This is a genomic window from Streptomyces nidicola (assembly GCF_050106155.1).
Classification (GTDB): Bacteria; Actinomycetota; Actinomycetes; order Streptomycetales; family Streptomycetaceae; genus Streptomyces.
In genome coordinates this window covers 4,234,536-4,252,273 of the sequence record NZ_JBNBPI010000001.1, presented here as the reverse complement: position 1 = coordinate 4,252,273, position 17,738 = coordinate 4,234,536, and the positions used below count along the sequence as shown (strand labels likewise).

Genomic DNA, 17,738 nt, shown 5'->3' with positions numbered 1-17,738 from the left:
AAAAACGTACAAGACCAGGTGGGGAAACGGGCGGCAGTCTCAAGGCATGAGCACCGAGACCACCACCACTCCCGCCCCCGCCCCCGTCCGCTTCGACACGAAGATCGCCGTGCTGCTCCGGGACGACCTGGAGACCTGGCAGCGCCTGAATGTCACGGCGTTCCTGGTCAGCGGCCTCGGCACGCAGCTGCCCGAGGTGATCGGCAAACCGTACGAGGACGCGGACGGCACCCCGTACCTGCCGATGCTGCGGCAGCCGGTGCTGGTCTTCGAGGGCGGCAAGGAACTCCTGAAGACCGCCCACGAACGCGCACTGCGCCGCGCCCTGCCCCGCGCCGTCTTCACGTCCGACCTGTTCGCGACCGGCAACGACACGGACAACAGGGCGGCCGTACGAGCCGTGGGAACGGCCGACCTCGACCTGGTGGGCCTCGCCGTGTACGGCGCGCGCAACGCGGTGGACAAGGTGCTGAAGGGTGCCCGGATGCACCCGTGAGGATCGACGGGACATGGGGCGGGGAGTTCGGAGACGGCCTGGACGGGGTTACGGAAGCCCCGCCAGCCGCAGCAGCCCCGTGACCGCCGCCGCCCCCACGACCACCACCGCGAACGGCGCCCGCCGCCACGCGAGCACCCCACCCACCAGTACGCCGGCGGGCCGCGCCCATCCGGCGAACTCGTGCCCCTCCATCAGGGCGCCGGTGGCGAGCAGCGCGACGAGCAGGACCGTCGCGCCGTCGGTCAGCAACTTCTGTACGCGTACGGGGAGTTGGACCCGGCCGTGCAACAGTGGCCCGGCCAGCCGGAAGACGTAGGTTCCCGCCGCGAGCGCGAGTACGGCGATGAGCTGGGCGTTCACACGGGCCTCCCGGCGGGCTCCCCGGCGGTCTCCGCAGGTGACAGCGTGCACAGCAGCCCGGCGAGGGCGAGCAGCACCGGCACCCCCGCCGGCAGTAACGGTGTGGCGGCGACCGCGAGCACGGCGCCCGCCGCCGCGGCCCGCCGCACCCCGCGCCCGTCCCGCAGCGCGGGCAGCACCAGGGCGAGCAGCACCGCGGGGAACGCGGCGTCGAGCCCGAACCGGTTGGTGTCCCCGAGGGCGGATCCGGCGACGGCGCCGAGCGCGACACTCACGTTCCAGGCGACGAAGAGGCCGACGCCCGAGACCCAGAAGGCGGTGCGCCGGCGGGCCGGATCCTTCTCCGCCATCACGAACGCGGCCGTCTCGTCGGTCACCAGGTGTGCCCCCACGAGCCGCGCGAACCAGGACGTGCCGAGCGCGTCGGCGATCGCGAGGCTGAAGGCGGCGTTGCGGGTGTTGAGCACCAGCCCGGTGACGGCCGCGGCGAAGGGCCCGCCCCCTGCGGCGAACACTCCTACGGCGCTGAACTGCGCGGATCCCGCGAACACGAGCAGCGACATCGCCACGGGCACCCACACGGGCAGCCCGCTCGCGACCGCCACCGCGCCGAACGACAGCCCGACGACGGTGTCGGCGAGCCATACGAGGGCGCAGTCACGGAGCAGTCGGGGCTCGATGGAGAGTGTTCGGAGTGGCGGACTGAATGTTCGGTCTGGCGAACGCATGACAGGAGGATGCGCGCGCCCGTGGGCGTTCGTCAAGCCGAACGATAGGCTCGCTACAGCGAACGCCGCGACCGACCGAGGACAGGAGTACTCATGGGCAAACAGAATGAAGCCCCAAATCCAGCCCCGCCGGCGTTTGAGGCGCGGGGTCCGGGGCGGAGCCCCGAGACGTCAACCACGACCCGCCTACCACTCGACCGCATCGCCGCGGCCCTCCGCCGCGAACGCACCCGCGCCGGCCTCTCCCTCTCCGAGCTGGCCAAACGCGCCGGCATCGCCAAGTCCACGCTGTCCCAGCTGGAGGCCGCGAACGGCAAACCGGGCCTGGAGACCTTGTGGGCGCTGAGCGTCGCCCTGGACGTTCCGCCGAGTGTCCTGCTCGACCCGCCGCGCGCCACCGTCCACGTCATCCGCGCGGGCCAGGGTCCGGCCGTCCCCTCCGAAGTGGCCAACTACAGCGCCGCGTTGCTCTCCGCGAGTCCGCCGGGCGCCCGCCGCGACCTGTACTTCCTCCAGGTGGAGCCGGGCAGTCCGCGCGACTCGGACGCGCATTCGCCCGGCACCACGGAACACCTGATCGTCGCGACGGGCCGGGTCCTCGCCGGCCCGACGGAGGACCCCGTCGAACTCGCCCCCGGCGACTACCTCTCGTACCCCGGTGACGCACCCCACACCTGCCGGGCCCTGGAGCCGGGCACGACCTGCGTACTGGTGATGCAGCACACGTAGTTGGACCTGGGAGGCGCACGTAGTGGGATCCAGAAGGCCTACTTCTTCTTCGGCCGCAGCAACTGCTCCCGCAACACCGTGAGCTGGTGCGACGTCGCCACGGCGCGCGCCTCGTCCAGCGTCGTCATCGCCAGCAGCAGCGCGTCCGCCACCACCAGCGCCGTCAGCGCCTCCGTGGTGATCCCCGTGGGTGTGTGCGGGGCGGTGAGCACCGCGTCGACCTGATCCCCGTACCGCTCGGCCAGCTCGTCCGTGACCAGGACGACCCGCGCGCCCACCGCCCGCGCCCGGTCGATCAGCACCGTCAACTCGGGCAGATCGCGGCCCGGTTGGAAGATGACGACCGCGTCCCCCTGGCGCAGCCGCAGCAGGTGGTCCGCGAGCGCGAAGCCCGTGGCCCCGACGTACTGCGCCCTGCGGCCGACCCTGCCGAGCGCCAACGCCAGGTGTCGCGCCGCGAGTTCGGACGCCGCCACCCCGTAGCAGTGGATCTCGCCGGCCTCGGCCAGGGCCCCGACAGCGTCCCGTAGCGCCTCGCCGGGCGTCAGCCGCCGAGCGTGGTCGATGCGCTCGGCGGCCTCGTCGAACACCTCGCCCCAGATGCCGTCCAGGTCTCGGCCGACATGGTCGATGCGCTGCTTGAGCCGCACCTCGGGGGCCACCGCGGAGGTGAGGTCCGAGGCCAACTCCCGCTTGAGCGCGGGCAGTCCCGCGTACCCGAGCCGCTGGAGTGTCCGGACCACGCTCGCGTTGCTGGTGCCGCTCGCCGTTCCCAGCTCCTGCGCGGAGGCGAAAAGGAGGGATTCGGCCGGGGCGCTGACCAGGTACTGGGCCACCGCCCGCTCGGACGCGGACAGCTCGTCCCAGTGCTCGCGCACGGCGTCCCGCAGTCGGGCTGCCCCATCGGTAATTTCCATTACAGCTATTGACTCTCGTGTGACGGCCGTTACTCTCCTGGGCAACGCATTCCAAGTGGAGAGCATCTCGTAATCGACGTTACAGCACGGTTTCGGGAGACGGACCCTCTCCGTGGCGAGGAGAACAATGGCACCCCGCACCATGGCACCCCGGACCCTCCCGGTCATCGGCATCAGCGGCACCCCCCTGGAGCGCGGCCGCCAGTACGGCGAGGCCGTCAGGCCCCAACTGGACGCCGCCATCGGCTACTACGAGCAGGCCTTCGGCCAGTCGGCCGGCCTGACCTGGGACCGGGTCACCGCCCGCGCGGCCCGCTGGCTGGAGCCGGTGCGCTCGTACGCCCCCGAGCTCCTCGACGAGATGCGGGGGATCGCCGACGGCGCGGGCGTCGACGTCCTGGACGTCCTCGCGCTCAACGCCCGCGGCGAGGTCATCTACGACCGCTCGTTCAAGGACATGGCCGCCGCCAAGGAGGAACCGGAAGAGCCCGCCGAGGGCTGCACCTCCTTCGCCGCGTACGGCGAGGCCAGCGGCGACGGCCACGTCTGGGCCGGGCAGAACTGGGACTGGCGGGCAGGCGTCGCCGACACCGTCGTCATGATCCGGATCGAGCAGCCGCCCAAGCCCACCGTGATCATGCAGGTGGAGGCGGGCCAGATCGGCCGCCAGGGCGCCAACTCCGCCGGAATCGCGCTCAACGCCAACGGCCTCGGCGGCCGGTTCAGCGAGGCGATCGGCCTCCCGCAGACCGTCATCCGCCGCAGCGTCCTCGACACCCACACCGTCACCGACGCCCTCGACATCCTGTGCCGCACCCGCGCCCACATCGCCAGCAACGCCCTGCTGACCTGCCGCGAGGGCTTCGCGATCGACCTGGAGACGACCCCGGCGGGCATCGGCTGGCTGCACCCGACGAACGGCCTGCTCGTGCACGGCAACCACTACCAGGCGGGCGTCCCCGCGGCCCTCGCCGCCGACTACCGCCCGATGTCCTCCGACTCCCTGGTCCGCGTCCCCCGCGCCGAACAAGGCCTCGCCGCGCTGCGGGAGTCCGGCGGCCCCGACGAGTCCCGCAAGCTGATCAAGCAGGCGATGTCGGACCACCTGGGCCTGCCCGAATCCCTGTGCACCCACCCCGACGCCCGAAAGCCCGAGGTCAAGCACTGGATGACGCTCGTCTCCTCCTGCGTCGACCTGACGACCGGCGACTACCACGTCACCGCCGGCACCCCCTGCGACCGCGACTACCAGCACCTGCCCTGGAACCTCTACGACGGCCCGTACGGAGACGCCCGATGACGACGAAGCCCCGAAGAGCGCGGCCCGCAAAAGTGGCAGCGGCCCTGCTCGCCACGGCCGCCCTCCTCGCCACCACCGGCTGCGCGGGCGCCGACCGCCCCGAGGGCGAAGCCGGTGGCACGCCCGCCGCCGACCTCAAGCTCGACGCCACCACTCCCGCCGCCAACAGCCCCGTAAAGAAGGCGAATTGGCTCCTGGAGGACGAGCCCGACTCCCTCGACCTCGACGCGCAGGGCACCAGCGCGGGCCGCGTCGTCCTCACCAACGTCTGCGAGCGCCTCTACCAGCTCCAGCCCGACATGACGACGAAGCCGCAGCTCGCCGAGAAGACCGAAACCTCCGACGGCGGACGGAAGATGACCTTCACCGTCCGCGACGGCGTCACGTTCCACGACGGCACGAAGCTGACCGCAGACGACGTGCTCTGGTCGCTGAAGCGGCACGCCTCCAAGGACATGGAACAGTCCGACGAGTTCGGCAACGTCACCTCGATGAAGAAGACGGGCGCGCACCGCGTCACCGTCACCTTCAAGGAACCCGACGCCATGTTCCTCAAGGCCATGGCCGGCGACGCGGGCATCGTCTGGAACAAGAAGCAAGTCACCAAGGCGGGCACGGAGTTCGGCACGCCGGGACACCCGGACGCCTGCTCGGGACCCTACGAACTCGCCCGCTGGAAGTCCGGTGACTCGATCACGATCCGCGCCTACGACGACTACTGGGGCAAGAAGCCCCTCACCCGCGAGGTCGTCTTCCGCTGGGCCTCCGACAGCGCGCTGGTCAACGCGCTCAAGACGGGCGCTGCCGACGGCGCGTACGCGGAGGCCCCGAACACGGCGGCGGCGCTGCGCGCGGACAAGGACCTGGGGCAGTACTACGGCCCCTCGACCGCGTCCCTCGCCCTCATCCCCACCGACCGCGGCGGCCTCACGGACCCGAAGATCCGCCGCGCCCTCTCGCTCTCCCTCGACCGCAGGGGCATAGCCGACTCCGGCTACGGCGGCCTGGTGCAGCCGTGGGCGTCACCGGTCGGCTCGGGCGCCTGGGGCTACGAGAAGGGTGAATTCGCCGCCGCGCAGAAGAAGTTGAACCGCCTCGCGCCCGCCTCGCCCACCGCCTCCGACATCGCCCGCGCCAAGAAGCTCGTCAAGGAGGCCGGCGCCCCCACCGGCCCCGTCGTCATCGGCACCGACGCGAGCCAGGGCCGCACCGTCGTCGCGAACGCCACCCGCGCCGCCCTCCAGCGCGTCGGAATCCGCGCGGAGATCAAGACGGTGCCGACGGCCCAGTTCGAGGAGTTCTACAGCGACCCGACGGCCCGCGCCGACATCGACGTGCTCGTGGGCGACTGGTACATCTCCAAGGCCGACCCGATGGGCTTCTACGACAACGGGCTCTCCGACTCCCCGAACAACTGGGTCGGCTTCAAGGACGCCACGTACGACCGGCAGGTCAAGCAGGCGCTCGGCACCCTCGACGACGCGGCCCGCGCGAAGCTCGCCGTCGACGTCCAGCACACCTTCGTCGCATCCGCGGTGTGGGTCCCGGTCGCGCAGGTGCCCACGATCCTCGTCCTCGACAAGAAGCTGACCGGCCCGACCGCCTCCCAGGCGTACCTCTACTACCCGTGGGCCGCCCAACTCGGCGCGCGGAAGGGGTGATCGGCGTCATGAAGCTGCTTCCCACGCCCCTGAGTTCGCTTCCCCTGCGTGCGCTGACGCACCTCTCACGCCGCCTGGCCGGTCTTGTCGCGACGCTCGTCGCCGCGTCGTTCGTCATCTTCGCCGCCGTGTACGCGGCGCCCGGCGACCCCGCGGTCTTCCTCGCGGGCGGCCGCGACAAGCTGACCCCCGAACGTCTCGCCCAGGTCCGCGCCCAGTACCACCTCGACGAACCGCTCGTCGTCCAGTACGGCCGCTGGCTGTGGGACACCGTCCACCTCGACCTCGGCCGCTCCTTCAAATACGGCGACCAGGTCGCGGACCTGATCTCCTCCCGCCTCGCCACCACCCTCGAACTCGTCGCGTACGCAACGGTGTTGTACGTGATCCTCGGGGTCGGCGCCGGGATTCTCGCGGCGGTGCGGCGCTCCACATGGGTCGACTCGGCGGTGGTCGGCGGCACGACGCTCGCCGCGTCCGTGCCCTCGTTCGTGGCCGCGATCGCGCTGGTCTCGCTGTTCGGCGTGCAGCTCGGCTGGTTCCCGGTGACGGGCTCCGGTGATGGCTTGGCGGGCACGCTCCACCACCTCACGCTGCCCGCGGTCTCCCTCGCACTCGGCGCGCTCGCCATCATCAGCCGCGTCACCCGGCAGGCCATGGCGGACGCCGCCGCGTCCGACCACGTCGAGGCGGCCCGCGCCTCCGGCGTCCCCGAGCGCGAGATCGTCCGACGGCACGTCCTGCGCAACGCGCTCGGGCCCATCGTCACCATGTGCGGCCTGGTCATGGCGGGCATGCTCGCCGGCACGGTCGTCGTCGAGACGGCCTTCGGCATCAGCGGCATCGGCTCGCTGCTCGTGGGCGCGATCAACACCCACGACTTCCCGGTCGCCCAGGCCGTCCTGCTGCTGATGGTCACCGGATACGTGGTCGTGACGACGCTCGTCGACCTCGTGCACCCCCTCCTGGACCCGAGAGTGAAGGAGGCCCACGCATGACGGCGGCCCTCACGCTGACCCCGGTCGGCACCAAGCGGCGCCCCCTCGGCGTCACGCTCGCCGGAGCGGTGCTCGCGCTCGTCGTGCTCGCGGCGCTCGCCGCGCCCCTGCTCGCGCCCTACGCACCCGACACCATCGACCTCTCCGCCTCCCTCGTCGGCACCGGCGCCGAGCACCTCCTCGGCACCGACTCCTCCGGCCAGGACCTGCTCTCCCGCGTGCTCTACGGCGCCCGGTCCAGCCTCGTCGCACCGGTCGCGCTGCTCGCGGTGGCGGCGGCGCTCGGCGTCACGCTCGGGGTGCTCGCCGCGTGGCGCGGCGGCTGGGTGGACACGCTCGTCTCCCGTCTCACGGACGTGATGTACGCGTTCCCCGGCCTGCTCTTCACCGTCCTGATCATCGCGGTGTTCGGCGCCGGCATGACGACGGCGATCCTCGCCCTCGGCCTCGCCTTCACCCCGACCATCGCCAAGTACACGCGCTCCCTCGCGCTGTCCGAGGCCCGCAAGCCGTACGTCGACGCGTACCGGATCCAGGGCATGGGCGGCGCCCGGATCTGCGCGCTGCACCTGGTCCCGAACCTCGGCCGGTCGATCCTCGGCTACCTGGTCGTCCTCTTCGGCGAGGCCCTGATGTCGCTCGCGACCCTCTCCTACCTGGGCTTCGGCGCCCAACCGCCGTCCTCCGACTGGGGGTTGATGGTCCAGGAGGGCCAGGCGGCGATCGTGCAGGGCGCGCTCCTCCCCGCCATGGTCCCCGGCACGGCCATCGCCCTGGTCGTCGTCTCCTTCAACGTCGTCGGTGTGTGGGCCGCCGACCGCCTCGGAAAGCAGGACCGATGACGAAACTGCTCTCGATCGAGGACCTCACGGTCACGGTCCCCGGCGCCGCCCGCCCCCTCCTCGACTCGGTCTCCCTGAACGTCGCCGAGGGCGAAGTCGTCGGCCTGGTGGGGGAGTCGGGCTCGGGCAAGTCGACGACGGCGAAGGCGGCGCTCGGGCTGCTGCCGGAGGGGTCGACCACCACGGGGACGGTGCGGGTCGACGGCGCGGACGTGCTGTCGCTGAGCGGTGAGGAGTTGCGGCGGCACAGGTCGGCCACGGTCGCGATGATCCACCAGGACCCCCGCGCCGCCCTGAACCCGGTCCGCCGCATCGGCGACTTCCTGACGGAACGCGGCGCGACGAAGGAAGCGGCGCTGGACCTGCTCGCGGCAGTCGGCCTGCCCGACCCCGCCCGACACCTGCGCCAACGCCCGCACGAACTCTCGGGCGGGATGCTCCAACGTGTCGTCATCGCGGGCGCGTTGGCGGCCCGGCCCCGGCTCCTCCTCGCCGACGAGGCGACGAGCGCGCTCGACGTCACGACCCAGGCGGAGATCCTCACGCAGCTCCGCAAGGCCCGGGAGTCCCGGGGCGCCGGCCTCCTCTTCATCACGCACGACCTGCATCTGGCGGCGGCCTACTGCGACCGGGTCCACGTCATGTACGCGGGCCGCGTGGTGGAACACCGGACGGCGAACGCCCTGTTCACGGCTCCGGCCCACCCGTACACCCGGGGTCTCCTGGCCTGCTCCCCGACGCTGGACGAGCCCGGCCCCCTGTCCCCGATCCCGGGCCGCCCACCGTCCCTTTCGGACACGTTCGCGGGTTGCCCCTTCGTTGACCGGTGCGGTGAGGCGGACGACGCGTGCGCCACGTGGCACCCGGCTCCACGTCCTCTGCCGGATGGCGGCTCAGCCACGTGCCGCCGCACCGCGCCTCAATCGCCGGCGGGGCTTGATCTGGTGCCGCGCAACGACAACGAGGGGACGGGCCCCAAGTGACCACGCAAGCACCGCTCCTGGAGGTCACGGACCTCCGTAAGACGTACCCGCTACCCGGTGGCGGCAGCCACATCGCCGCGGAGGGGATCACGTTCGACCTCACCCCCGGCGGGGCGATGGGAATCGTCGGCGAGTCCGGTTCCGGGAAGACCACCGTCGCCCGCATGCTCGTCGGCCTCGTCCGCCCGGACCACGGCACGATCAAGGTCGACGGCACCCCACGCACCGGCAAACAACCCCGCGGCAAGGCGCCCCGCCTCGCCCGAGCCCGCCAGATCCAGATGGTGTTCCAGGACCCCTACGTCTCCCTGGACCCCCGCCTCACCGCGGAACAATGCCTCCGCTCGGCCCTCCACCTGCACGGCCGCGACGAATCCACCGCCGCGGAACTCCTCGACCAGGTGGGCCTGGGGGAGCGGGAGGCCGCGGCCCGCCCCCGCCACCTCTCCGGCGGCCAGCGCCAACGCCTCGCCATCGCCCGCGCCCTCGCCGTCGACCCCCGCGTCCTCGTCCTCGACGAGGCCGTCGCCGCGCTCGACGTCTCCATCCAGGCGCAGATCCTGCGGCTCCTCGACGAGATCCGCCGGGACACCGGAGTGGCCCTGGTCTTCGTCAGCCACGACCTGGCCGTCGTCCAGCACGTCACGGACGAGGTCCTGGTGATGCGGCGCGGCAAGGTGGTCGAACGGGGGCCCACGCACCGCGTCCTGAGCGAGCCCACCGACCCGTACACAAGGCTGCTGCTCGCCTCGGTGCCGGGTCGTGGCTGGGATCCGGCGGACGCGGTCGCCACCCGCGCCGCACTCGCGTAAAAAGGCAGGAGCCCCGCTGCCATAAGGCGCGGGGCTCCTTGGGTACTGCGCTAGGTTCCGGATCAGATCACGGCAACTACCACCGTGTGATCGCGAACGATCAGACGGGGGTGACGTTCTCCGCCTGCGGGCCCTTCGGGCCCTGCGTGACGTCGAAGCTCACGGCCTGGTTCTCCTCGAGGGAGCGGAAGCCGCTTGCGTTGATCGCGGAGTAGTGGACGAACACGTCCGGGCCGCCGCCTTCCTGGGCAATGAAGCCAAAGCCCTTTTCAGCGTTGAACCACTTCACGGTTCCGGTAGCCATAAGCCCTCCTATGGGCCATAGGGTCGCCCTGCTCCAGAACCTGCAAATGCACTTGCGAACAACTGCAAAAGTCTGAAAACGACGAGAGCCCGCGGTCACATGCTCCGCAGGCTCTGTACTGCAAGGGAAACCAAACTGCAACTTGCGGCGAGCCTAGCACGCAGGCAGCCGAATGCAATAGAGGGCAAGATCACGTCACCCGCAGGTTTGAAGGGGTCCCGGTGAGGGTTGACCCGAGGACGTGGCTGACCCGGATCCTGCACCGTACCGCATGGGGTTTAGTGTCGCGATGTGGACAATTCTCCCGAGACCATGAAGGCCGCGCGGCGCACCCGTCCGCGAGTGGGCCACATCCAGTTCCTGAACTGCATGCCCCTGTACTGGGGGCTTGCCAGGACGGGCTCGCTCCTGGACTTCGAGCTGACGAAGGACACGCCGGAGAAGCTGAGCGAGCAGCTGGTGAACGGTGACCTCGACATCGGTCCCATCACCCTCGTCGAGTTCCTCAAGGCGGCCGACGACCTCGTCGCGTTCCCGAATCTCGCCGTGGGCTGCGACGGCCCCGTGATGTCCTGCGTGATCGTCTCGCAGGTCCCCCTCGACCAGCTCGACGGCCGGCGCGTGGCCCTCGGGTCCACCTCCCGTACGTCGGTCAGGCTGGCGCAGCTGCTGCTGGCCGAGCGCTTCGGCGTACAGCCCGACTACTACACGTGCCCGCCCGACCTGGGCCTGATGATGCAGGACGCGGAGGCGGCCGTGCTCATCGGGGACGCGGCGCTGCGGGCCAATCTGCACGACGCCCCGCGGCTCGGCCTCCAGGTGCACGACCTGGGCGCGCTGTGGAAGGAGTGGACGGGGCTGCCGTTCGTCTTCGCGGTGTGGGCGGGGCGCAAGGAGTACGTGGAGCGCGAGCCGGAGATCACCCAGAAGGTGCACGAGGCGTTCCTGGCCTCGCGCGACCTCTCCCTGGAGGAGGTCACCAAGGTCGCCGAGCAGGCGGCGCGCTGGGAGGTCTTCGACGAGAAGATCCTCGAGGAGTACTTCACGACGCTCGACTTCCGCTTCGGGCCCGCGCAGCTGGAAGGCGTCACGGAGTTCGCGCGGCGGGTCGGCCCCACGACGGGATTTCCCGCGGATGTACGGGTCGAGCTGCTGACGCCGTGAATTCCGGCGCGGGATTCCCGGAACCTTGTACGGGAATTCCGCGCCGGTGGGTGAATTCGGTATGAATTCACGGTGATCGGCCCTGTGGTCCCGATGTGTTCCGGATGTGTTCCGGTGCGTTCCGGTGCGTTCCGGTGCGTTCGAGAGGCGTGTGCGCGGGTGATGCGCGGGGCTACGCTGCTGGTGCGTGCGTGCACATTGGGGGAGGTCCGCATCATGCAGCCGCTTCAGACCGGCGAACCCACGGCTGTGGGGCCCTACCGGTTGCTCGGCAGGATCGGTTCGGGCGGCATGGGCCGGGTGTATCTGGGCCGCAGCGCCGGAGGGCGCACCGTCGCCGTGAAGATCGTGCACCCGCACTTCGCGCTCGACGACGAATTCCGGGCGCGCTTCAAGCGTGAGGTGCAGGCGGCCCGCAAGGTGGGCGGCGCCTGGACGGCGCCGGTGCTCGACGCCGACCCGGACGCCGAGGTGCCGTGGGTCGCGACGGGATACGTCGCGGGCCCCTCGCTCACCCAGGCCGCGGGCGACGGCGTGGGCCTGCCCGAGCACTCCGTACGGGTCCTGGGGGCCGGCCTCGCCGAGGCGCTCGCGGCGGTGCACGGCCTGGGGCTCGTGCACCGCGACGTAAAACCCTCGAACGTGCTGCTGACCCTGGACGGGCCGCGGCTCATCGACTTCGGCATCGCCCGCGCCACCGACGGGACGGCCTCGCTCACCTCCACCGGCGTCTCCATCGGCTCGCCCGGCTACATGTCGCCCGAGCAGATCCTCGGCAAGGCCGTCACGGGCGCCGCGGACGTCTTCTCGCTCGGCGCGGTCCTCGTGTACGCGGCGTCGGGGTCGTCCCCCTTTCCCGGTGACTCGTCGGCCGCGCTCCTCTACAAGGTCGTCCACGAGCAGCCCGAACTGGGCTCGCTGGCCGGGGAGCTGCGCGAGGTCGCCGCGGCCTGCCTCTCGAAGGACCCGGCCGCGCGACCCACCCCCGAGGAGGTCGCCCGGCGCCTCGCCCCGGAGGGCGCGGCGCGTCTCGTGCAGGCGGGGTGGCTGCCGGGCCCGATGGTGGAGGAGGTCTCGCGCGGCGCGGTACGGCTCCTGGACCTGGAGGGCACACCGGCCGACGTCCCGCACTCGGGTCCGACGGAGTTCAGCAGCCCTGCGGTGTCCGGGAATTCGGGTCCCGCAGGTGTCTTCGGGCCGCCGGATCCCGCGTACGCGTCCGTGCCCACGCCTCGTACGGAGGGGGCACCCACCGAGGGGGCGCCGCGGGACGCCGTGCCGGGGCGTCTGTCGATGTCCGTGACGGCGACCTCGTCCCCCGACAAGCCGAACGGCCGGGGCCGCCGGGTCAGTTGCACGCTGGCGCTCTCCGTGGCGGGCGCGCTGGCGGCGGTGACCGTCGGCGGCGTCGTCCTGCTCAACGTGCTGCCGGGCGACGGCGGCGGTGACCAGGGCAGCGCGAGCGACGCCAGGCCCACCGCGTCCGCCGCGTCGAAGGCACCGGGTGTCCCGAAGTTCTACGTGGGGTCGTGGAACGGGCCGGCGAAACAGGCGGGGGTCTCCTTCGGCACGTTCCGCGTCGACCTGAAGCAGGCCCGGGCCGGCAAGCAGGTCGGCAGGGTGACGTCGACGGACCCACTGGGCATCCAGTGCGTCGACGTACTCACCCTGACGTCCGCCGACGACAGGGCACTGGTCGCCGACGGCAAGGCCGCACCCGGCAACCCGGGCACCTGCGCGACCGGCCCGCACACCGTGCGCCTCACCCGGCACGGCGCGTCCCTCGAGTACACCTCGCAGTACCCGGCCGCCGGGAATCCCACGGCGGACCTCGACCGGGTCAAGAGCGGCTGAGACGGCGCGGGGGACAGGGGACAGGGGAACGTGGTGCAGGGGGACGTACTGATCGCCACCGAGGCCGGTGCTCCGGTCGTGCTGGTCGCGCTCGCCGCACTGTGGGGCGCGGCCTGCGGGCTGCTCCTGCCGCGGCCCGCGTACCGGCTGTCCGTCGAACCGGGGGAGCCGTGGCGCCCGGCCCGCGGCTGGCTGGGGGCCCTGCCGGGGCCGAGCGCGCCCGGGCTCGCCGTCGTCACCGCGCTCGTCTGCGCGCTGCTCGCCGTCGCCACCGGCACCCGCCCCGAACTCGGCGCGTGGCTGCTGCTCGCGCCGCTCGGCGTGCTCCTGGCCACCGTCGACTTCGCGGTGAAGCGGCTGCCGGACGTGCTCACGCTGCCGCTCGCCGGGCTCACCCTGCTCGCGCTCGGCGGGGCGGCGCTGCTGCCGGAGGCCGGCGGATCGTTCAGCGGCGCGCTGTGGGGCGCGCTCGGGCTCGGCGGCGGATATCTGCTGCTTCTGCTCGCCTACCCGAAGGGGATGGGCTTCGGGGACGTGAAGCTGGCGGTGGGGCTCGGCGCGGCGCTCGGCTGGTACGGGTGGGGCGTGCTGTTCCTGGGGGCGTTCGCCGGGGTGCTGTTCAACGGCCTGTACGCCCTGGTGCTCGTCGTCGCGCGGCGGGCGGGGCGCAAGAGCGAGATCCCTTTCGGCCCCTTCATGATTCTGGGCGCCCTCGCGGGGGTTCTGCTGGGTGGCCTGGGGGCCTGACGTACGCTGAGATTTCAGCTCAGACTCGTCGAGATTCCGGCTCGGACTCGGCAGAATCCTCCGAAAGGGGCTCGCCCGGTGACCGAGAAGGCCGCGCTTCAGTCCGTCCTCGACCGCGCCGCCGACGGTGGGCGGATCACCCCCGAGGAGGCCGTCGCCCTCTACCGCGACGCCCCGCTGCACGCGCTCGGCGCCGCCGCCGACGCGATCCGCCGCCGTAAGTACGCGGGCATCGAGCACATCGCCACGTACATCATCGAGCGGAACATCAACTACACGAACGTGTGCGTCACGGCGTGCAAGTTCTGCGCCTTCTACGCGGCGCCCAAGGACACCAAGAAGGGCTGGAGCCGCGACCTCGACGACATCCTGCGCCGCTGCGCCGAGACCATCGAGCTCGGTGGCACGCAGATCATGTTCCAGGGCGGGCACCACCCGGACTACGGGGTCGAGTACTACGAGAAGCACTTCGGTGCCATCAAGAAGGAGTACCCGGAGCTCGTCATCCACAGCCTGGGTGCTTCCGAGGTCGAGCACATGGCGCGGATCAGTGGCGTGTCGGTCGAGGAGGCCATCACGCGCATCCACGCCGCCGGGCTCGACTCCTTCGCGGGCGCCGGCGCGGAGCTGCTGCCCGCGCGGCCGCGCAAGGCGATCGCCCCGCTGAAGGAGTCCGGCGAGCGCTGGCTGGAGATCATGGAGACCGCGCACCGCCTCGGTGTCGAGTCCACCTCCACCATGCTCATGGGCACCGGCGAGACGAATGCCGAGCGCATCGAGCACCTGCGCATGATCCGCGACACCCAGGACAAGACGGGTGGCTTCCGCGCCTTCATCCCGTACACGTACCAGCCGGAGAACAACCACCTGAAGGGCCGCACGCAGGCGACGCTCTTCGAGTACCTGCGGATGATCGCGATCGCCCGGATCTTCCTGGACAACGTCCAGCACATCCAGGGTTCGTGGCTGACCACCGGCAAGGAGGTCGGCCAGCTGTCGCTGCACTACGGAGCCGACGACCTCGGCTCGATCATGCTGGAGGAGAACGTCGTGTCCTCCGCCGGTGCCAAGCACCGCTCCAACCGCATGGAGATCATCGAGCTGATCCGCAAGGCGGGCCGCGTCCCCGCGCAGCGCGCCACGACCTACGAGCACCTCGTCGTGCACGACGACCCGGCGAACGACCCGGTCGACGACCGCGTCACCTCGCACATCTCGTCGACGGCGATCGACGGCGGGACGGCTCACCCCGAGCTGAAGCTCGTCTCCACCAACTGAGCGCGTCTTGCTGACACTTCACGTCGACGGCGACGGGTTCTCCGTTCTCGTCGAGGGCGAGTCCGTCAAGGCGCTCGGACCGTACGAGGAGCTGGCCGACGCGCTTCCCCAAGCTCTCGGCTCCGCTCGAGCAGGGGAGACCCCATTGCAGGCGCGGGTGCGGCGCTGGCCCGGCATCCTGACGCCGGGTCTCCTCAACCCGTACGGTCCCGAGATCCTCGAGCACACGTACCACCCGGATCCGCGTGAGGCGGACACGTACGGGACGGTGCCGATCGGGGGCGAACGGGCGCGGGAGATCTTCCGCGCCGATCCGTCCCGGCTGGGTGCGAGTGCCCGGCGGGGCGTGCAGCGGCTGTTCGCGCACGGGACGGTGGCCCTCGCGGGCGAGCTGCGCTCCAAGGCGGTCCTCGAGGTGGCCCGGCGCTCCGGGCTCGCGTTCGGCGGCCGGCCCGAGCGGCTGCCGGGGCCGGTGTCCCTGTCCCCGAGGCCGATGGTGCTGTTGCCTGCGCTGGCGGTGGGCGGGGCGGCGCGCTTCGCGGTCTTCGACGTCGCGGACCGCGCGGAGCTCGTGGCCAAGGGGGCGTCCACGTGCGTGGCGACGGTGGTCGCGGGCCGCTTGGTGTACCGGGTCCGGTAGCCGGGCCACGGGGCGCTGCCCTGGCCCCGTCCGGCCCTACGCCACGGGGCTCCGCCTGGACCACGGCCGGTCCTACGCCACGGGGCTCCGCCCCGGACCCCGCGCCTCAAGCGCCGGCGGGGCTGGAAATGCCCACCCTCCGCAGGGGCTTGGACGACCCGTCCACTCGCAGGCGATCGCCCGGCTCCCGCCCATCTCCCACCGCCCGCCCCCTCCAGGGGCGTCGGCCCGACGGGGTGCCACACCCGACTTGGGCGATCCCCCAGCCACGTCTCCCCACCCGAGACGGCAAGGGGCGCCCCCCTTGGGCAATCTGCCGCCGACACGGCTCCCCGCCCGTTGCGGTCGACCGCCTTCGCCTTGGGCAACCTCCGCCGGCCGCGGCTCCCCGCCCGTCGCGGTCGACCGCACGCGCCTTGGGCAATCTGCCGCCTGGGGCGGCAGGGTGGGCAAGGCGGCGCCCCGGTGCCGCGTGAGCAGGACGGTGGGCGTCGGCCCCGGCGCGGTCCGCGGGCGGCCCCGGTACCGTCCGACGGTGACCGGGGACCGCCTGCCACAATGGCCAAGTGACCCGTGCATCCCTGGACAAGCAGCCCCACGAAGTCGCCTCGATGTTCGACGACGTGGCGGAGAAGTACGACCTCACCAACGACGTGCTGTCCCTGGGACAGACCCGGCTGTGGCGCAAGGAGGTCGCCAGGGCCGTCGACGCCCGCCCCGCGCAGAAGGTCCTCGACCTCGCCGCCGGCACCGCCACCTCCTCGCAGCCCTTCGCGCAGGCCGGCGCCTACGTCGTGCCCTGCGACTTCTCCCTCGGCATGCTGCGCGTGGGCAAGCAGCGCCACCCGTGGATGCCGTTCACGGCGGGCGACGGCACGAAACTGCCGTTCAAGGACGACACGTTCGACGCCGTGACGATCTCCTTCGGGCTGCGCAACATCCAGGAGACCGAGGCCGCGCTGAGCGAGATGCACCGCGTCACCAAGCCGGGCGGCCGCGTCGTCATCTGCGAGTTCAGCCACCCGACGTGGGCCCCCTTCCGCACCGTGTACACGGAGTACCTGATGCGCGCCCTGCCGCCGGTCGCGCGCGCGGTGTCCTCGAACCCGGACGCGTACGTCTATCTCGCCGAGTCCATCCGCGCCTGGCCCACGCAGCCCGAGTTGGCGACGCTGATGCAGAACGTCGGCTGGCAGCAGGTGGCCTGGCGGGACCTCACCGGCGGCATCGTCACGCTGCACCGCGGCTACAAGAAGGCGTGACGCGAGAGGGGCACAGGGTTCAAGCAGCCCGCCCCCCGGCGGCCTACCGACACGGACTGAACGACCCCGTACGCGCCGGCGGCTCCTCCGGCTCGCCGAGTTCCCTGCGCATCCCGCCGCCCCGCGGCCCCGGCGCCCGCGGCACCCGCACGCCCGCGCCGCCCCCACCCTCGCCCTCCCCGAAGTCGAACCAGACCGTGACGACGGCGTCCCGCGGCACCTCGACGCCGGGCAGCGGGTACTGGCGCACCACGTACTCCACCGCTACCCGGTCGAAGTCGTCCCGGTCCGCCGCCGCGATCAGCACGCCGTGCTCACGCGCCGCCTGCCGCGCGTCGACCGCCATCAGCCCGACGAGCTTCGGCACGGGCACGTCCGGCGGCCCGGCATCCGGCATCTTGGGCGTCTTGGGTGTCTTCACCACAGATGTCACCCCCAGGAGGTACCGGGAGGATAGCCCTTGGGATGTGGTGTCCGGAAGGTTCCGGTCCCGGCTCCGGGAGGCCCCAGAGCCGGGACCGGCCCCAGAAGCGGGACCGGCCCCAGAGCCCCGGGCGGCCCCAGAGCCGGGTCCGGCCCCAGAGCCGGGACCGGACTCAGAGCCCCGGGCGGATCCAGAGCCGCGGGCGGACCCAGACCTCCGGGCGGCCCCAGAGCTCC

The 17,738-nt window shown here is 71.9% G+C and carries 19 protein-coding genes; 14 read left to right on the top strand and 5 right to left on the bottom strand.

What is annotated here, in order from left to right; genetic code table 11:
- Positions 1–46 precede the first annotated feature (46 nt).
- A complete protein-coding gene (locus tag ACOKM3_RS19320; RefSeq protein ID WP_426902047.1) occupies positions 47–496 on the top strand; it encodes a DUF2000 family protein in 450 nt (149 codons plus the stop codon).
- 48 nt (positions 497–544) lie between these two features.
- Here ACOKM3_RS19320 and ACOKM3_RS19315 read toward each other — a convergent pair whose 3' ends face one another.
- Positions 545–859, bottom strand: a complete 315-nt coding sequence (locus ACOKM3_RS19315; protein WP_426902045.1) for an AzlD domain-containing protein — start codon at positions 857–859, stop codon at positions 545–547.
- A complete protein-coding gene (locus tag ACOKM3_RS19310; RefSeq protein WP_426902043.1) occupies positions 856–1,587 on the bottom strand; it encodes an AzlC family ABC transporter permease in 732 nt (243 codons plus the stop codon). Before ACOKM3_RS19310 ends, ACOKM3_RS19315 begins: the two co-directional genes overlap by 4 nt.
- 93 nt (positions 1,588–1,680) lie before the next feature.
- On the opposite strand from ACOKM3_RS19310, the gene ACOKM3_RS19305 reads away from it, so the two are divergent.
- Positions 1,681–2,316, top strand: coding sequence for a helix-turn-helix domain-containing protein (locus ACOKM3_RS19305; RefSeq protein ID WP_426902041.1), 636 nt, complete (start codon positions 1,681–1,683; stop codon positions 2,314–2,316).
- A gap of 38 nt (positions 2,317–2,354) precedes the next feature.
- Here the strand turns inward: ACOKM3_RS19305 and ACOKM3_RS19300 are convergent, their stop codons facing one another.
- Positions 2,355–3,233 carry a MurR/RpiR family transcriptional regulator gene (locus ACOKM3_RS19300; protein WP_426902039.1) on the bottom strand — a complete coding sequence of 293 codons (879 nt, stop codon included), beginning with the start codon at positions 3,231–3,233 and terminating at the stop codon, positions 2,355–2,357.
- A gap of 142 nt (positions 3,234–3,375) precedes the next feature.
- On the opposite strand from ACOKM3_RS19300, the gene ACOKM3_RS19295 reads away from it, so the two are divergent.
- From ACOKM3_RS19295 to ACOKM3_RS19270, 6 genes are read left to right on the top strand one after another with little or no spacing between them, the layout of a single operon-like run.
- A complete protein-coding gene (locus tag ACOKM3_RS19295; protein WP_426902037.1) occupies positions 3,376–4,533 on the top strand; it encodes a C45 family autoproteolytic acyltransferase/hydolase in 1,158 nt (385 codons plus the stop codon).
- A complete protein-coding gene (locus ACOKM3_RS19290) occupies positions 4,530–6,194 on the top strand; it encodes an ABC transporter substrate-binding protein (RefSeq protein ID WP_426902035.1) in 1,665 nt (554 codons plus the stop codon). The genes ACOKM3_RS19295 and ACOKM3_RS19290 overlap by 4 nt, the downstream gene beginning before the upstream one ends.
- An 8-nt stretch (positions 6,195–6,202) precedes the next feature.
- On the top strand, positions 6,203–7,192 hold the full coding sequence (locus ACOKM3_RS19285) for an ABC transporter permease (protein ID WP_426902033.1): 990 nt from the start codon (positions 6,203–6,205) through the stop codon (positions 7,190–7,192).
- On the top strand, positions 7,189–8,034 hold the full coding sequence (locus tag ACOKM3_RS19280; RefSeq protein ID WP_426902031.1) for an ABC transporter permease: 846 nt from the start codon (positions 7,189–7,191) through the stop codon (positions 8,032–8,034). The genes ACOKM3_RS19285 and ACOKM3_RS19280 overlap by 4 nt, the downstream gene beginning before the upstream one ends.
- Positions 8,031–9,017 carry an ABC transporter ATP-binding protein gene (locus ACOKM3_RS19275; RefSeq protein WP_426902029.1) on the top strand — a complete coding sequence of 329 codons (987 nt, stop codon included), beginning with the start codon at positions 8,031–8,033 and terminating at the stop codon, positions 9,015–9,017. The genes ACOKM3_RS19280 and ACOKM3_RS19275 overlap by 4 nt, the downstream gene beginning before the upstream one ends.
- On the top strand, positions 9,014–9,829 hold the full coding sequence (locus tag ACOKM3_RS19270; protein WP_426902027.1) for an ABC transporter ATP-binding protein: 816 nt from the start codon (positions 9,014–9,016) through the stop codon (positions 9,827–9,829). The genes ACOKM3_RS19275 and ACOKM3_RS19270 overlap by 4 nt, the downstream gene beginning before the upstream one ends.
- Positions 9,830–9,929: 100 nt before the next feature.
- Here ACOKM3_RS19270 and ACOKM3_RS19265 read toward each other — a convergent pair whose 3' ends face one another.
- Positions 9,930–10,133, bottom strand: coding sequence for a cold-shock protein (locus ACOKM3_RS19265; RefSeq protein WP_003998944.1), 204 nt, complete (start codon positions 10,131–10,133; stop codon positions 9,930–9,932).
- A 312-nt stretch (positions 10,134–10,445) separates the two neighbouring features.
- Between ACOKM3_RS19265 and ACOKM3_RS19260 the strand changes: the two genes are divergently transcribed.
- From ACOKM3_RS19260 to ACOKM3_RS19235, 6 genes are all read left to right on the top strand, one after another.
- Positions 10,446–11,297: a menaquinone biosynthetic enzyme MqnA/MqnD family protein gene (locus ACOKM3_RS19260; RefSeq protein WP_426906833.1), complete on the top strand. Its 852-nt coding sequence runs from the start codon at positions 10,446–10,448 to the stop codon at positions 11,295–11,297.
- 216 nt (positions 11,298–11,513) lie between these two features.
- Positions 11,514–13,151, top strand: a complete 1,638-nt coding sequence (locus tag ACOKM3_RS19255) for a serine/threonine-protein kinase (RefSeq protein ID WP_426902025.1) — start codon at positions 11,514–11,516, stop codon at positions 13,149–13,151.
- A gap of 33 nt (positions 13,152–13,184) precedes the next feature.
- A complete protein-coding gene (locus ACOKM3_RS19250) occupies positions 13,185–13,898 on the top strand; it encodes a prepilin peptidase (protein WP_426902023.1) in 714 nt (237 codons plus the stop codon).
- A gap of 78 nt (positions 13,899–13,976) precedes the next feature.
- Entirely contained in the window at positions 13,977–15,176 is a 1,200-nt protein-coding gene (gene mqnC / locus ACOKM3_RS19245; protein WP_426902021.1) for a cyclic dehypoxanthinyl futalosine synthase, read from the top strand.
- Between the two features lie 7 nt (positions 15,177–15,183).
- Positions 15,184–15,816 (top strand): hypothetical protein, encoded by a 633-nt coding sequence (locus ACOKM3_RS19240; protein WP_426902019.1) that lies wholly within the window; start codon positions 15,184–15,186, stop codon positions 15,814–15,816.
- A gap of 566 nt (positions 15,817–16,382) precedes the next feature.
- Positions 16,383–17,078, top strand: coding sequence for a demethylmenaquinone methyltransferase (locus ACOKM3_RS19235; protein ID WP_266712899.1), 696 nt, complete (start codon positions 16,383–16,385; stop codon positions 17,076–17,078).
- 43 nt (positions 17,079–17,121) lie between these two features.
- Here the strand turns inward: ACOKM3_RS19235 and ACOKM3_RS19230 are convergent, their stop codons facing one another.
- Complete coding sequence (locus ACOKM3_RS19230; protein WP_426906832.1) at positions 17,122–17,475, bottom strand: PASTA domain-containing protein; 354 nt, start codon at positions 17,473–17,475, stop codon at positions 17,122–17,124.
- Between the last annotated feature and the right edge of the window lie 263 nt (positions 17,476–17,738).

Excerpts from the sequence above, each read along its gene's own strand:
- ACOKM3_RS19320 (WP_426902047.1), top strand. The coding sequence starts at position 47 with ATGAGCACCGAGACCACCACCACTCCCGCCCCCGCCCCCGTCCGCTTC.
- ACOKM3_RS19310 (WP_426902043.1), bottom strand. The coding sequence starts at position 1,587 with ATGCGTTCGCCAGACCGAACATTCAGTCCGCCACTCCGAACACTCTCC.
- ACOKM3_RS19305 (WP_426902041.1), top strand. The coding sequence starts at position 1,681 with ATGGGCAAACAGAATGAAGCCCCAAATCCAGCCCCGCCGGCGTTTGAG.
- ACOKM3_RS19300 (WP_426902039.1), bottom strand. The coding sequence starts at position 3,233 with ATGGAAATTACCGATGGGGCAGCCCGACTGCGGGACGCCGTGCGCGAG.
- ACOKM3_RS19295 (WP_426902037.1), top strand. The coding sequence starts at position 3,376 with ATGGCACCCCGGACCCTCCCGGTCATCGGCATCAGCGGCACCCCCCTG.
- ACOKM3_RS19290 (WP_426902035.1), top strand. The coding sequence starts at position 4,530 with ATGACGACGAAGCCCCGAAGAGCGCGGCCCGCAAAAGTGGCAGCGGCC.
- ACOKM3_RS19285 (WP_426902033.1), top strand. The coding sequence starts at position 6,203 with ATGAAGCTGCTTCCCACGCCCCTGAGTTCGCTTCCCCTGCGTGCGCTG.
- ACOKM3_RS19280 (WP_426902031.1), top strand. The coding sequence starts at position 7,189 with ATGACGGCGGCCCTCACGCTGACCCCGGTCGGCACCAAGCGGCGCCCC.
- ACOKM3_RS19275 (WP_426902029.1), top strand. The coding sequence starts at position 8,031 with ATGACGAAACTGCTCTCGATCGAGGACCTCACGGTCACGGTCCCCGGC.
- ACOKM3_RS19265 (WP_003998944.1), bottom strand. The coding sequence starts at position 10,133 with ATGGCTACCGGAACCGTGAAGTGGTTCAACGCTGAAAAGGGCTTTGGC.
- ACOKM3_RS19260 (WP_426906833.1), top strand. The coding sequence starts at position 10,446 with ATGAAGGCCGCGCGGCGCACCCGTCCGCGAGTGGGCCACATCCAGTTC.
- ACOKM3_RS19255 (WP_426902025.1), top strand. The coding sequence starts at position 11,514 with ATGCAGCCGCTTCAGACCGGCGAACCCACGGCTGTGGGGCCCTACCGG.
- ACOKM3_RS19230 (WP_426906832.1), bottom strand. The coding sequence starts at position 17,475 with ATGCCGGATGCCGGGCCGCCGGACGTGCCCGTGCCGAAGCTCGTCGGG.